Annotated in this window: 13 protein-coding genes and 1 riboswitch; of the genes, 6 read left to right on the plus strand and 7 right to left on the minus strand. The window is 66.3% G+C overall.

All coding sequences use genetic code 11. The annotated features are described in order from the left end of the window. Positions 1–16: 16 nt before the first annotated feature. Positions 17–1432 (minus strand): replication-associated recombination protein A, encoded by a 1416-nt coding sequence (locus CXQ89_RS10755; RefSeq protein WP_237688581.1) that lies wholly within the window; start codon positions 1430–1432, stop codon positions 17–19. 96 nt (positions 1433–1528) lie between these two features. On the opposite strand from CXQ89_RS10755, the gene CXQ89_RS10760 reads away from it, so the two are divergent. Next, on the plus strand, positions 1529–2164 hold the full coding sequence (locus CXQ89_RS10760) for an acVLRF1 family peptidyl-tRNA hydrolase (RefSeq protein WP_104161212.1): 636 nt from the start codon (positions 1529–1531) through the stop codon (positions 2162–2164). A gap of 46 nt (positions 2165–2210) precedes the next feature. Here the strand turns inward: CXQ89_RS10760 and CXQ89_RS10765 are convergent, their stop codons facing one another. Continuing rightward, positions 2211–3314: a nitronate monooxygenase gene (locus CXQ89_RS10765; RefSeq protein WP_104161213.1), complete on the minus strand. Its 1104-nt coding sequence runs from the start codon at positions 3312–3314 to the stop codon at positions 2211–2213. 10 nt (positions 3315–3324) lie between these two features. Continuing rightward, positions 3325–4161, minus strand: a complete 837-nt coding sequence (locus CXQ89_RS10770) for a PhzF family phenazine biosynthesis protein (RefSeq protein ID WP_104161214.1) — start codon at positions 4159–4161, stop codon at positions 3325–3327. Positions 4162–4265: 104 nt separating this feature from the next. After that, positions 4266–4383, plus strand: a riboswitch (SAM riboswitch). Positions 4384–4437: 54 nt separating this feature from the next. Between CXQ89_RS10770 and CXQ89_RS10775 the strand changes: the two genes are divergently transcribed. After that, entirely contained in the window at positions 4438–4944 is a 507-nt protein-coding gene (locus tag CXQ89_RS10775) for a flavin reductase family protein (RefSeq protein ID WP_104161215.1), read from the plus strand. A gap of 219 nt (positions 4945–5163) precedes the next feature. Next, positions 5164–5817 (plus strand): hypothetical protein, encoded by a 654-nt coding sequence (locus tag CXQ89_RS10780; RefSeq protein WP_104161216.1) that lies wholly within the window; start codon positions 5164–5166, stop codon positions 5815–5817. Between the two features lie 124 nt (positions 5818–5941). Here CXQ89_RS10780 and aspS read toward each other — a convergent pair whose 3' ends face one another. Further along, positions 5942–7738 carry an aspartate--tRNA ligase gene (gene aspS, locus CXQ89_RS10785; protein WP_104161447.1) on the minus strand — a complete coding sequence of 599 codons (1797 nt, stop codon included), beginning with the start codon at positions 7736–7738 and terminating at the stop codon, positions 5942–5944. Positions 7739–7904: 166 nt separating this feature from the next. On the opposite strand from aspS, the gene CXQ89_RS10790 reads away from it, so the two are divergent. After that, positions 7905–9218: an APC family permease gene (locus tag CXQ89_RS10790; RefSeq protein ID WP_104161217.1), complete on the plus strand. Its 1314-nt coding sequence runs from the start codon at positions 7905–7907 to the stop codon at positions 9216–9218. On the opposite strand, the gene CXQ89_RS10795 is transcribed toward CXQ89_RS10790, so the two are convergent. Both CXQ89_RS10795 and CXQ89_RS10800 read right to left on the minus strand, forming a co-directional pair. Beyond that, a complete protein-coding gene (locus CXQ89_RS10795; protein WP_104161218.1) occupies positions 9215–10228 on the minus strand; it encodes an adenosine deaminase in 1014 nt (337 codons plus the stop codon). The genes CXQ89_RS10790 and CXQ89_RS10795 overlap by 4 nt on opposite strands. Positions 10229–10267: 39 nt before the next feature. Further along, positions 10268–10843, minus strand: coding sequence for a hypothetical protein (locus CXQ89_RS10800; RefSeq protein ID WP_104161219.1), 576 nt, complete (start codon positions 10841–10843; stop codon positions 10268–10270). 135 nt (positions 10844–10978) lie between these two features. Between CXQ89_RS10800 and CXQ89_RS10805 the strand changes: the two genes are divergently transcribed. After that, complete coding sequence (locus CXQ89_RS10805) at positions 10979–12304, plus strand: histidine kinase (protein WP_104161220.1); 1326 nt, start codon at positions 10979–10981, stop codon at positions 12302–12304. Then, positions 12301–13050, plus strand: a complete 750-nt coding sequence (locus CXQ89_RS10810) for a response regulator transcription factor (protein WP_258060035.1) — start codon at positions 12301–12303, stop codon at positions 13048–13050. Before CXQ89_RS10805 ends, CXQ89_RS10810 begins: the two co-directional genes overlap by 4 nt. Here CXQ89_RS10810 and hisS read toward each other — a convergent pair. After that, positions 13047–14387: a histidine--tRNA ligase gene (hisS, locus tag CXQ89_RS10815; RefSeq protein WP_104054028.1), complete on the minus strand. Its 1341-nt coding sequence runs from the start codon at positions 14385–14387 to the stop codon at positions 13047–13049. The genes CXQ89_RS10810 and hisS overlap by 4 nt on opposite strands. Positions 14388–14437: the final 50 nt, after the last annotated feature.

A 14437-nucleotide genomic window follows, 5' to 3' on the forward strand; every position in this document is an offset into this window, starting at 1 on the left:
GCCGAAGCCGCCGTTTTTACGTTCCGCGAACGATGCCCCGCAGCCGCTGAAGCCGGGCCGCAATGTCGCGTTCAACCCCGTTGGCCGTCGGCTCGTAGTAGTTCCGGCCCACCAGGTCATCCGGCGGGTACTGCTGCCGGGCTACGCCGTGCGGTTCGTCGTGGGAGTAAATGTAGCCTTTGCCGTGCCCGAGCTGCTTTGCGCCCGGGTAGTGCGCGTCCCGCAGATGCGCCGGGATGCCCTGCCCCCGGCCGGCGCGCACGTCGGCTATGGCCGCGTTGATCCCGTTGTACGCGGCATTGGATTTGGGCGCGGTGGCAATGTGCACCACGGCTTCGGCCAGGATGATCCGGCCCTCCGGCATGCCGATCATCTGCACTGCCTGGGCGGCGGCGACGGCGGTCTGCAGCGCGGTGGGATCCGCCATGCCCACGTCTTCGGCCGCGGAAATCATCAGCCGGCGTGAAATAAAGCGCGGGTCCTCCCCCGCTTCCAGCATCTTGGCCAGGTAGTGCAGGGCGGCGTCCACATCGGAGCCGCGCAGGGATTTGATGAAGGCACTGGTGACGTCATAGTGCTGGTCTCCGGCGCGGTCATAGCGCAGGGCCGCCACATCCAGTGCTTTCTCTGCGTCGCTCAGGGTGACCTCGGGGACGTCCTCACCCTCGGTGCGTTCGGAGTAGGCGACGCCGGCGGCAGCTTCCAGCGCGGTCAGGCCGCGGCGGGCGTCCCCGGCAGCCAGGCGCACCAGATGCTCCAGGGCTTCGTCGCTGAGGCGGACCCGGCCGGCCAGGCCCCGCTCATCCGTCACGGCCCGCTGCAGCAGTGCGGCAATGTCCTCTTCGGTGAGCGGTTTCAGGGTTAGGAGCAGGGACCGGGACAGCAGGGGCGACACGACGGAGAAGGAGGGGTTCTCCGTGGTGGCCGCCACGAGGACCACCCAGCGGTTTTCCACCCCGGGCAGCAGCGCGTCCTGCTGGGCCTTGTTGAACCGGTGAATCTCGTCCAGGAACAATACGGTGGTGATGCGGTGCAGGTCCCGGTTGGTGAGGGCCTCTTCCATGACGCGCCGTACGTCTTTCACGCCTGCGGTGATGGCGGAGAGCTCGACGAACTTTCGGCCGGAGCCGCGTGCCACCACATGGGCCAGGGTGGTTTTCCCGGTTCCGGGAGGACCCCACAGCATGACCGAAGACGGACCGGCCGGACCGCGGTCATCGGCGGACTCAGCCAAAGTGCGCAGCGGAGATCCCGGCCCGAGCAGATGCTGCTGGCCCACTACTTCATCAAGGGTGCGCGGCCGCATCCGCACCGCCAACGGGCTGCGCGGACGCTTGGGGGCGCCGTCGTCCGTGCCGGCACCGAATCCCGCGCCGTCGCCGTCCGTGTCGGAGGTGTCGCTGTCGCTGTCGCTGCTGAACAAATCACTCACCTCACTAGGCTACTCGTGCCGTAGCGTAGGAGTTTGCCCGGCGGATGCCGGCTGCTGTCCGCCTTCCGTGGGCAGTTTCACCAGGAGAATCCGGATATGCCTGCCACACGCAACACCTTCGTTTCCGCGCAGCGGCTGCCGGGCTGGCTGGACCGTCTGGCCGCCGGGGCCGGACCGCTGGACATCACCCCCGAACACGGAGGCCTTCATGTGTCCGCCGCCAACGGCACCGAAGCCGACCTGTTGGCGCCGTGGCCTGACGACGGACGTCCGGGGAGAGGGGGCGACGACGTCGAACGTCTGGTCTCCTTGGCCGGCCAGTCGCGGACGCTCGGGATTGTGCTGCTGCGCCGCGGCGGATACGCCGCGGGTGTTGCCCGGGAGGGCCGGCTGCTCGCGTCCAAAACCGGCAACCGCTATGTGCAGTCGCGCACTGCCGCGGGCGGCGGATCGCAGCAGCGTTTTGCGCGGCGTCGGGCCAATCAGGCCGACGCGCTGGTGGAGACCGCAGCCGAGCAGGCCGCCCGCATTTTCACCGAACATCGGCCGGAGTATCTGGTGTTCGGCGGAGACCGTCAGCTGACCGAGGTGCTGGCGCGGCAGAAGATTTTCGCGCGGTGGAGCAACCTGACCCGGCTGCGTCCGCTCGATGTTCAGGACCCCAAACTGGCGGTGCTGGCTCAGGCTGCTAAGGATGCCTGCTCCGTTTTCATCCGAATTACGGTGCCCTGACCCGTTCTGATACCAAACCCCGTGCTGTCCCGCGACGGGCCCGGCCTCAGTCGGCCAGCCCGAACAGGCGACGGAGGATCACCGGCGCCGGACCTTCAGCGGCATGCCGGAACCCTGTGCCGGCCCACAGGCTGACTCCTTCCGGATTGCCTGCCGCCGCGGCGTCGGCCCGGAGCGGGCCGGTGATGTGGTTGATGTACGGGTAAGCGTCCGGGGCATCCGGATAGGCACGCATGAAGTCATTGATCAGCCCCCTCGCCGGACGGCCGGAGAAAGCCCGGGTCAGCGAAGTGTCAGGATCCCTGCGCCCCTGCACGGCATCCATCAACCCGCCGCGGTGTACCTTGCTGGTCCCGGCTTCGTCGCTGAGCAGCAGCAGTGTTCCCACTTGGACGGCACCTGCCCCGGCGGCCAGAGCTGCGGACGCGTCCTCCGGGGTGGAAATCCCTCCCGCGGCTACCAACGGGAGCGGGCAGGCTTCTCGAACCTGGTCCAGCAGGTCCGTCAGCGCCACCTCCCCGGGGACCTTCCCGCTGTCCAGGGTTCCCCGGTGTCCGCCGGCTTCCGGGCCCTGCACGCACAGGATGTTCGCTCCGGCAGCTGCCGCCGCGCGTGCCTCGCCGACATCAGTGACCGTCACCATGCTGCAGATTCCCTGCGCGGCGAGCTCGGCAAAGACCGCCGGTTCCGGCAATCCGAAGGTGAAGGACACTACCGGGACCCGCTCCCGCAGGACCAGTTCCAGCTTGGCCTGCCAGGCGTCGTCGTCGCTGGGGTCCGGCATCCCGGGTTCGGGGACTGTGGTTCCGGCGGGAGCCTGTCCTGCTGCTGCGACCAGGTGCTTACGGAAGGTCCGTGCCGCTTCGATTCTCCGGGCCTGGGCTGCGGCCTTCCCCGCCGCCTGATCCTGCGCGGCAACCGGGTAGGTGTTGGCAGCATCCGGAACGAAGAGGTTCAGGCCAAAGGGCCGGCCGCTCAGCCTGCGCAGCTGGCTGATCTGGTCCGCCACGGATCCGGCGCTCTTGTAACCGGCGGCCAGGAAGCCGAGCCCGCCGGTCTCCCCCACTGCGGCAGCCAGCTCCGGGGTGGAAGGCCCTCCGGCCATGGGCGCACCGATAACCGGAAGTGTGAGCGAGTTTAGGGTGAACATGGTGCCCGGTTTACAGCGTGACGGTGCCGTCAATGCAGGTGACCGTGGAACCGCCCACCCAGATTTTGCGGTCCCGGGTGAAGACCCGGACCCGGCCGGAGCGCTGGACGGCAGTGCCCTGGGTGACGACGTAGCGTTCCGGTGCCAATGAGGCTCCGATCAGCCACTGGGCGAGTCCGGCGTTGAGGCTGCCGGTGACCGGATCCTCTGCAATACCGAGACCCGGTACGAAGGCGCGCACTTCAAAGTCTGTTTCCGCGTCCGCCGGCTGCGCGCCAATGACGCCCACGCGCAGGTTGCCCATGATCACGGGATTCGGGTTCAGCGCCAGGACGGTTGCGGCGTCCGGGAGCAGCAGTCCCAGCCAGCCGGGTCCGTTGTCGATCCAGTTGGAGGCGAGGATTTGCTCCGGTTCCAGGCCCAGTGCCTTCCGGGCCTGGTCCAGGACATCGTCCTCCAGCTCACCGGAGCGCAGCAGGGGCGGAGCGGCAAACGCCGCGATCCCGGCATTGGCGTGCAGCGTCACGAGTCCTATGCCGCATTCCTGTACGACGACGTCGGGGTACCGGCGCTTGGCCCCGGTCTCCAGCCAGGCGTGGCATGTGCCCAGCGTAGGGTGTCCGGCGAAGGGAATCTCCCCGCCCGGGGTGAAGATCCGGACCCGGTAATCGGCCCCGTCCACAGTGGGCGGCAGGACGAAGGTGGTCTCGGAAAGGTTGGTCCACCGGGCAAAGGAGGCCATCTCGGCATCCGTCAGCCCTTCCGCTTCGAGCACCACCGCCAGCGGGTTGCCCAAATACGGTTCGCTGCCGAAAACGTCCACCTGCTTAAACCACCGCTGTCTCATTCTTCACACTGTATCCCTTCATTCCCATGACTTTTATGAAGCGGAGTTTACGAACTGTGGCGGGGGTTTGTGTCCCGGAACTGCCCGGCCTACGTTGGAGCAGGAATCAAGAGTTCCAGCCACGGGCCCTGGCCGGCTGGACGGCAACCCTCTCGCCGTAGCGGGGTGCTCCAGGTGACGATTCGGCCGCCCGGTTTCCAACCGGCCCGGCAAGTACCGCGCTTCGCTACCGACGTATCGGGTTGCCGGGCGCCTGAGGCAGAGGATCTTTTGAGCATGGCACTTTTGACCGACCTTCAACCCGCTGCATTGCGGCGGGCGTTCTCCCGTTTTCCGTCCGGCGTTGCCGCCCTGTGCGCGGTCATTGACGGCGAGCCGCAGGGCCTGGTTGCTTCTTCCTTCACGGTGGGCGTTTCCATGGATCCGCCGCTGGTGATGTTTGCCGTGCAGAACACGTCCCGCACGTGGCCGGTGCTGCGGGGCTCGGCCCGGATCGGCGTGTCGATTCTGGGTTCTGATCACGAGGGCGTCTGCAAACAGATTGCGTCCAGGGCCGGAGACCGCTTCGCCGGACTGGATCTGCACACGGATGAGTCCGGATCATTGTTCCTGGACCGGGCCGCCCTCTGGCTTGAGTGCTCTGTGGAAAATGAGGTTCCGGCCGGGGACCATCAGGTGGTGCTGCTACGAGTGCACGGCCATGCCTCACACGAGGATGCCCACGAGCCCCTGATATTCCACGGTTCAGCGTTTCGCCGTCTGGGTGTTCCCGAATTCGCCTGACCGGAAAAATGTGTCGGCACCGGAAATACTGAGCCGGGAATTGTTTCCACGGGTTTATGACAGCAGCCGTCCGTTACCAATCCTTTACATACGGATCCGGGTCCACTATCGTTCTTCGGATTACTTCGGAAGGAAGTAGCGGAGATGACCAGAAACAGAAATGCCAATGGACCATCACGGACTAAGGCAAGGCCGGGCAGAGCGTCGGATTTGCCGTTTATGCAGAAGGCCCTGTTTCCCGCAGCGGTGCTGGGCCTGGTGCTGACAGGGTGCAGCGCCCAGGAGGAGCCCGAGGCCGCCTCCTCGAAACCAGCCACATCGTCGTCCACTGCTGAGGAGACCGCCACGGCCTCCCCCTCAGCCCGTACGTCCAGCCGGAGCAGCATCGGCGTGGAACTGCCCCCGGGAAGCACGGAGCCTCCTGCCCCGAACGACCCCGCCATGCTGGCACTGTTCCGGGCGGACAATCCCATCAGTCTCGAGAGCTACTTCCAGCAAAATCCCCAGGGACGCCCTCTCAACGCCAGCCTCGTGCTCGAGGAACCCGGCACCGGGAGGAGCGCCTTCGATCTGCCCGCGATGGAACCTGGGACCAGCTTCAGCGTGTACCTCACCTGCAACCAGCCCGGGGACTACAGCATCGAGGTTCTGGATACTGACTCAAACCCAGTGACCGCTTCCAGCAGCAACAACTGCAATTGGCCGGTCCTGACGTCTTTCGAACACATCGTCACACCGGACCAAACCCCGGCATCCATCACAGTGGACGGGCCGGACGGAGATTACTGGCTTGTTGTCTACAATTTGCCGGTCCCCACAACGGCGCCCGAAACTTCCATGGGGCCCGCAACTACGGCACCCGCTCCGGGCTAAAAAAAGGCTGTCGGAATAAATCACCGAGAATTACCGGTGCGTCGAAATATGAAGTCGAAATATGAAAGTGCCCGGCCGCATCAGCGGCCGGGCACTTTGATCATTCTGGAATCTTGCGAAAGACCTAGTCCTTCTTGGCGTCGTCCTGCTTGGCCTCAGCCTTCTTCTCCGGCTTGAAGTCCACGCCGGCTTCCTTGCGCTGCTGAGCAGTGATCGGAGCCGGTGCCTGGGTCAGCGGGTCATAGCCGCCGCCGGACTTCGGGAAGGCAATGACGTCGCGGATGGACTCGCTGCCGGACAGCAGGGCAACCACGCGGTCCCAGCCGAAGGCGATGCCGCCGTGGGGCGGTGCGCCGTACTTGAAGCCCTCAAGCAGGAAGCCGAACTTCTCCTGTGCGTCCTCCTGCGACAGGCCCATGACCTTGAAGACGCGTTCCTGCACGTCGCGCTGGTGGATACGGATGGAGCCGCCGCCAATTTCGTTGCCGTTGCAGACAATGTCATAGGCGTAGGCCAGCGCCGACGCGGGATCCGTGTCAAAGGTGTCCATGAACTCTGGCTTCGGGGAGGTGAAGGCGTGGTGCACGGCCGTCCAGGCTCCTCCGCCCACTGCCACGTCACCGGCGGCGACGGCGGCGGAAGCCGGCTCGAACATGGGGGCGTCAACAACCCAGACAAAGGCCCAGTCGTTGGGGTTGATCAGGCCGGTGCGGTGGCCGATTTCCACGCGTGCTGCGCCGAGCAGGGCACGGGCTTCGGTTGTCTCGCCGGCACCGAAGAAGATGCAGTCTCCGGGCTTGGCGCCAACCTTTTCCGCGAGGTTTTCGCGCTCAAAGTCGGTGAGGTTCTTGGCGACGGGTCCGGTCAGCGTGCCGTCTTCCTGGATCAGCACGTAGGCCAGTCCCTTGGCGCCGCGCTGCTTGGCCCATTCCTGCCAGGCATCCAGCGTGCGGCGGGGCTGCGAGGCACCGCCGGGCATAACGACGGCGCCCACGTAGGGAGCCTGGAACACGCGGAAGGTCGTGTCCTTGAAGAATTCCGTCAGGTCCGTCAGCTCCAGGCCGAAGCGCAGGTCCGGCTTGTCGGAACCGTAGCGGGCCATGGCGTCCGCGTACGTCATGCGTGGGATCGGAGTGGTGATGTCGACGTCGATCAGCTTCCACAACGCCTTCACCACGGATTCACCCAGCGCGATGATGTCGTCTTCCTCGACGAAGCTTGCCTCGATGTCCAGCTGGGTGAACTCCGGCTGACGGTCCGCACGGAAGTCTTCGTCGCGGTAGCAGCGGGCAATCTGGTAGTACTTTTCGAAACCGCCGACCTGCAGCAGCTGCTTGAAGAGCTGCGGGGACTGGGGCAGGGCGTACCAGGAACCCGGAGCCAGACGTGCGGGAACCACGAAGTCACGGGCACCCTCGGGGGTGGAACGCGTCAGCGTGGGGGTCTCAATTTCCACGTAGCCCTCGTCATGCAAGAGGTTGCGGGCCACACGGTTGGCTTCGGAACGCAGGCGCATGTTCCGTGCGGGAGTGGGACGGCGCAGGTCCAGGTAGCGGTGCTTCAGGCGGGCTTCCTCACCAACCTCCACGTGCTCGTCAATCTGGAACGGCAGCGGGTCGGACGTGTTCAGGACCACCACATCATCAGCGATGATTTCCACTTCACCGGTGGCCAGTGAGGGGTTTTCGTTGCCCTCCGGACGCTTCTGCACGGTGCCGGTGATCTGAAGAACGTATTCGTTGCGCAGTCCGTGGAAGACGTCCTCTTCGCGGACCACCACCTGGGCCACTCCGGAGGCATCACGGAGGTCAAGGAAGGCAACGCCGCCGTGGTCCCGGCGTCGGGCCACCCAGCCAGCGAGGGTGACGGTCTGTCCAATATGCTCGGCCCTCAGGGAACCAAGGGCATGAGTGCGCAGCACAGCAGTCCTTTCAAGATTGCTTGCGGAAACCACTGTTCCCGCTCATTGTGAATACAAGGTCTCTTCATGAGTTTACCGGTGTTCACATCCTTTCCCTGCCAAGGGCACCGCTGCGCAGCCCGGTGCGGGCGCAGCACCGCCCGGGCCCGACTGAACGGAGCGGCACGTGTCCGGAAGCTCAGGAGCGAAACTCCCGCTGGGCGGATTTGATGCCACCACCGTGGGCATCGGCTGCATGGTGGGCGGCGGGATTTTTGTGGTCCTGCCCCCGGTCGCGAACGCTGCCGGATTCGCCCTGGCGGCCTCCCTCGCCCTCGCCGCCCTCGTGGCCTACTGCACCGCAGCATCAACCTTCCTGCTCAGTGCCGGACTGCGCATCAGCGGTCACCGCAATGCCGGCGGAACCGCGCGTTCAGCGGCGAGGGTCCTGCTGGGGCCATATATGGGATTCTTTACCGGATGGACCATGGTGTGCGCACTGGTGACTTCGGCCGCGGTGCTGGCCCTGACCTTCGGCTTGTATGTGGTTCCGGATCAGGCCCGCCCCGCAGCCGCGGGAGCGGCGCTGGCGGCGACTGCCCTCAATTTGTTCGGACTGCAGCGCAGCACCTGGGTCATCCGTTTTGTGCTGGCTTTCGTGATCGGCGTGCTGGGTTTCGGCGTGGTGGTCGCCTTCAACGAGGCCGGCGGACCGCCGCCGCAGCCGGGCGTGCTGGAGGAGGCGGAGTCGACCACCGGGTTGCTCCGGGGTGCGGCCTTCGCCTTTTTTGCGTTTGCCGGATACGCCCGCCTCGCTGCCGGAGGCTTTCGGGTCCGCGCACCGGAACGCAACCTGCCCCGGGCCATTCCGGCATCCATCATCGTGGCCCTTCTCCTGTACCTGCTGGTTGCCCTGTCCCTCATCACGTGGTTTCAGGGTCCGGCAGGCCTGGCGGCATCAGTAACTCCGCTGCGCGAGCCGGTGGCTGCTGTGGGGCTGGGCATCGGCACCGGTGCCGTGGCGATTGCGGCCGGCGCCGCGAGCCTGTGCGGGGTCTGGGTCCTCGTAGAAGGAAGCGCCCGCACCGCTGCCGCGATGGCCGGCGACGGAGACCTCCCCCGGGTATTTGCACACGCCGGCCGGAAGCGTTCCGTTCCGTGGCCGGCGGTTGCGGCCGCGGGTGCCGCCGTCGTCGTCCTGGTATTGACCATCAGTCTGGGCACGTTGCTTGGCCTGGCCTGCTTTGCCCTGCTGCTCCACGCGGCCATCACCAATCTGTGCGGTTATTCGCTGGAGCACCGGCGCTGGTACACGCCGCGGGCCGTGAACCTTGCGGGCCTGGCCGGTGCCCTCGTCACAGCGCTGAGTCTGCCGCCGCTGGCGATTGTGCTGATGTTGATCGTGCTGGTGTTTGGACTGGTGGTGCGGCTGACCTTCCGCCGATCCGGGGCTGCGCCCCCGACGGACGGAATATCGCCTCCCCGTCCTGACCGGCGCTAGTCCTGCGCCGCACGCCAGGTGCTAATCATCTCCAGCAGCTCTGCACGCCGGGCCGGGCGCGCAAACGATGCCTCCACGGAATTGACGGCCAGCTCCGCAAGCTGGTCAGCGGTCAGGTTGAAGGTGTCCCGCAGCAGAGCGAAATTGTCATCCACGTAGCCGCCGAAGTAGGCCGGATCGTCGGAGTTCACTGAAACGTTCAGGCCGGCCGCCAGCATCTGCGGCAGCGGATGATCGGCGAGGGTATCCACGGAACGCAGCCGCACGTTGGACAGCGGGCAGATTGTCAGCGGAATCCTGTCCCGTACCAGACGGTCCACCAGGCCTGGATCGTCCAGGCAGCGCAGCCCGTGGTCGATCCGGTCCACCAGCAGCAAGTCCAGTGCCTGTTCAATGTAGTGCGACGGCCCTTCTTCGCCGGCGTGGGCCACGCATTTGAGGCCGGCGTCCCGGGCCGTCCGGTACAGGTCCACGAAGCCTTCCGGCGGATTGCCAGTTTCCGCGGAGTCCAGTCCGATGCCCACGATCGGAGCGTTGGAAGCGATCAGCTGCTCGAGGACCTCTTCCGCTTCGGCGGCCGGCCGGTCCCGCAGGAACGCGGCAATCAGTTCGGTGGAGATGCCGAACTCCTCCAGGCTGGTGGCCAGGACTGACGCCACTCCGTTGATGCAGTCCGTCAGCGGAACCCCGCGGAGCAGGTGCGCCTGGGGGTCAACCATCATTTCCACGTGCCGCACCCCCGCCGCGGCGGCCCGCCGCAGGTAGGCGCGGGTCATGTCGGCGAAGTCCGCTTCGGTCCGCAGCACCTCCATGTTGGCGTAGTAAAGGTCCAGGAAGGTCTGCAGGTCGGTGAACTCATACCGGCTGCGCAGCTCCTGAAGATCTGCGTAGGGAAGTGAAATTCCGTTCCGGGCAGCCAATTCGAAAATCAGCTCCGGTTCCAGGGTTCCTTCAATGTGCAGGTGCAGTTCGGCACAGGGCAGCAGGGCTTCGGTTGGTGCAGTGGACATGCTTTAAGCCTAGGCGATACCGGCATCCCGCACGGCTGCCTACGTCCGGGCCGACGCCCCGGGCTGCGCCGGCAGGACCTTTGCCGGTTGTTCGAACATCCCGTAGACCGGACCGGCCACCAGCCAGATTCCGGCCACCAGACCCGCCCGCTTCACCCAGGCCCACAGTTCGCCGGTCTCGCCGGGGGCGGCCAGGAACGCGATCATGCCCAGCAGCACGGCAACCGCAATGCCCATCGCGATCAGCACTCGTCCGTATTCAATCCAGAGCCCGCGCCGGTAGGGCGCGGTGCCCTTGGCAGGTTTGACCGGGGGCGGGCCGCCGGCGAACCGGTGCGCGAACCGGACATCGGCCCAGCGGATCAGGGTATGGCCAAACGCCACACTGAAGCCCAGATAGAACGCAGCCAGCCCGTGGGTGCTCCCGGCACTGCCGCCCCGGGCCAGGTCTGCTCCGGCCGCGGTCAGAAGCACCACATCCAGGAGCGGGACACTGGCCAGCAGTGCCAGTCCCAGACGCTTTTGGTGCAGCAGATAACGGGTGCAGAGCCCCGCAGCGAGAAGAACCCAGAAGCCAATTTCACAGCCGATGATGAGATATACCAAGAAATCCATGGCTACAGCTAAACCCGCAGGTCACGCCGCCGTCGTCGGCTTTTGGTGCCACCGCATCCGGGACCCGTCATCCTTTCGGAGGATTGTCCTCAGCAGGCGGGCGCCGCGGGCCGCCCCGGTGGCTACTCTGGAGTCATGCCCGCACCCAACAACCGCTATTCCCTGGACGGGGTCTGGGAGTCCGGTGTCGCCTCTGCCGTTGGATACCTTGTGGGCGGCTCCGTCCTTGTGTTCATTGGCATCAACGGCGCGGACCTGCTGCCGCCGCTGCCCCGCGTTCCGGGCTGGGCCTGGGCGCCGGTCCTGCTGCTCGGGTGTGCCGGTCTGGTGTTCCGCCGGCGAAGCGTCCCGGCGATGCTGGCAATTACCGGCACCGCCGTTGTAGCCAGCATCCTGCTGGGCGGCGGCATCATCACCTATCTGCTGTTGTTTGAACTCTTCTACGCCGGCATCCTCTTTGGCTCGCCGCGCGTCAGCCGGGGCGTACAAACTGCGGCGGTGGCCGGCGTCGTGATCCTGCCGGTGCTGGTGGGGTTGAGCTACGGGGGCTGGCCGGCGGTTCTTTTCGGGCTGCTTCAGGCCGTACTCATCTGCCTCATTCCGCTTTGGTGGGCAGGTTCAGTCCGGCGGCAAAGCGACCGCGCGGAACAGGAACGGCAGCGGGCGGAGACCGAGCGCCTGCGTGCCGAGCGCACCGAAGAACTGGCTGAACTGAACCTTCGGGTGGCTGTCGCCGCGGAGCGCAGCGCCATGGCCCGTGAACTCCATGATGCGATTGCCGGACACCTTTCCGCCGTGGCGCTGCAATCGGCTGCCGCCCTGGCCGCCGGCGACCCTGATGTGGACCGCCGTGTGCTCGCCCAGGTGCGCACGGAAAGCGTGCAGGCGCTGCAGGAAATGCGGTCCCTGATCGACCTGCTTGAGGCCGACGGCGGACCGGACTCCCCTGCGGCGGATACGGCGGCCGGCGGACTGGACCAGCTGGCGGCGCTGGCTGCCTCGGCCCGGCTGTCCGGCAACCCGGTGGAACTGGACCTGGAGCCGGACCTCAAAGTCCCGGTGCTTGTGGGCAGCACCTGTTACCGGATCGTGCAGGAGGCACTCTCCAACGCCGTCCGGCACGCACCCGGTTGTCCTGTCACCGTCCGGGTACGGGAGGCCGGCGGGTTCCTGGACATTAGTATCCGCAACGCCCTGCCCGCTGCGGATGTGTCAGCGGCGGATATGTCACCGGCGGATGCGTCTCAAGAAGACGCGTCGTCGAAGCAGGCAGCCACTGCCGATCCCTGCCGCGCCGGCAACGGCGCCGGACTGCGGAACATGTCGCTTCGTGCCGGGCAGCTCGAGGGCAGTTTCAGTGCGGGAATGACCGAAACAGAGAAAAACGGCGCCGAATGGCTGGTGCAGGCGCAGCTGCCGGTGGAAAGCCGGGCCCGGCCCCTGACCCAGGAGATCCATTGAGCGCAAACAACCCGGTTACCGTCCTGCTGGCGGATGACCACTCAGCCATCCGCGCCGGTCTGCGCATGATCCTGGAGTCGCTGGGCGGCTTTACGGTGGTGGGCGAGGCCGCCGACGGCGCGGCGGCGGTGCGGATGGCACGGGCGCTGCGCCCCGACGTCGTTCTCATGGACCTGCGCATGCCGGGAATGGACGGCATAGCGGCGACCGCTGAGATCACCGGCCAGGCGCTGTCCGCCGTGCTGGTGCTGACCACCTTCGACATTGACGACTACGTGCACGCAGCCCTGCGGGCCGGCGCTGCAGGGTTCCTGCTGAAGTCGGTGGAGCCGGCTGAACTGGTCCGTGCGGTCGCCAGTGTGGCCGACGGCGACAGCGTCCTCTCCCCCGCGGTTACCCGCACGGTGATTGCGGCGTTTGTACAGGGACAGCCCCCGGCAGCTGCCCCCGGCTTACCGGCACCTGCCCCGGGGCGGCTGACCGAGCCGCTGACCGCCCGCGAGGAAGTGGTCCTGGCCTGCCTGGGCGAGGGACTGTCCAACCAGCAGATCACCCGACGGCTGGGCATTGCCGAAACCACGGTGAAGACCCACGTCTCCCGGGTACTGGCCAAGCTCGGTGTGGCCTCCCGCGTACAGGCCGCCATCGCGTACCGCGAGACAGCCAAATACGGGGAGACGGCCAACCATAGGGAGACAGCCGCGAGCCCGGAATGGGCCGGCGGACGCGGACACCAGGGACGCTAGGCGGGGGTTACCTGGACAAACAGGTCCTCGGCCGGCGGTGTCCAGGTCTGCGGATCGGCAGGGACCTGTTCGCCGGAGCGGATGTCCTTGACCTCATGGCTGCCGTCCTCGGACGTGAACCAGACAAACGGGATGCCGCGGCGGTCCGCATACTTGATCTGCTTGCCGAACTTCTCCGCCTTGGCTGCCACTTCCACGGGGATGCCGCGGGCCCGCAGGTTTCCGGCGATGTCCTGCGCGGCGGACCAGGACTCGTCATTGGTCAGGGCCACCAGGACGGCGGTGGGAACACTGCGGTTCGCTGCGGCAAACTCCTGGCTCAGGATGCGCATCACCAGGCGGGTCACGCCAATGGAGAGCCCGACGCCGGGGAACTTCCGGTTTCCCTTGGAGGCCAGGGCATCGTAACGTCCGCCGGAGCAGATTGAGCCCAGGGACTCGTGTCCCACCAGGACGGTTTCGTAGACGGTGCCTGTGTAATAGTCCAGGCCCCGGGCAATGCTCAGGTCCGCCACCACGCGTCCCGGAGCACGCTTGACGGCTTCGGCGATGACCTGGGACAGCTCGTCCAAACCTTCTTCAAGCAGCTCATTGGTTACGCCGAGGGCGCGGACCTGGTCCACGAAGGACATGTCCCCGGTGCGGATGGATGCCAGCTTCAGGGCGGCGTCGGCCTGCTCAGCGGTGGCACCGAGTTCTTCCTGCAGCAGCTCCGCAACCCGTGCGGCACCGATCTTTTCCAGCTTGTCGATGCTGCGCAGCACCCCGGCGGTGTCCTCCAGCCCGATTCCCCGGTAGAAGCCCTCGGCCAGCTTGCGGTTGTTCACCCGGATCAGGAAGTCCGGGATGGGCAGCGCGCCCAGCGCCTCGGCGATGACCAGCGCCAGCTCGACGTCGTACCGGAAGGGCAGGTCGCCGTCGCCCACCACGTCAATGTCCGCCTGCGTGAATTCGCGGGCGCGGCCCTCCTGCGGGCGCTCTCCGCGCCAAACCTTCTGAATCTGGTACCGCCGGAACGGGAATGCCAGGTGCCCGGCGTTTTCCACCACGTAGCGGGCGAAGGGGACGGTCAGGTCAAAATGAAGCGCCAGCTGGTTGGGGTCCTCCTTGCCGGAGGATTCACCTTCATCGGCCTGCAGCCGGCTCAGCGCGTAGACTTCCTTGTCGATTTCGCCCTTGCGCAGCAGCTGTCCAACGGTTTCCACCGCCCGTGTCTCGATATTGGTGAAACCGTGCAGTTCAAAGGTGCGCCGCAGGACGTCCAGCACATGGAGTTCAACCAGACGCTCCTGCGGCAGCCATTCGGGGAAACCTGACAGTGAGGCCTTGCGTGCCATGCGGGGCGAGCTCCTTCTGGGGATATGGGCAGTCTGCTGCAGGGAAATCG

It is taken from the genome of Arthrobacter sp. ZGTC212 (genome assembly GCF_002929255.1).
Classification (GTDB): domain Bacteria; phylum Actinomycetota; class Actinomycetes; order Actinomycetales; family Micrococcaceae; genus Arthrobacter_B; species Arthrobacter_B sunyaminii.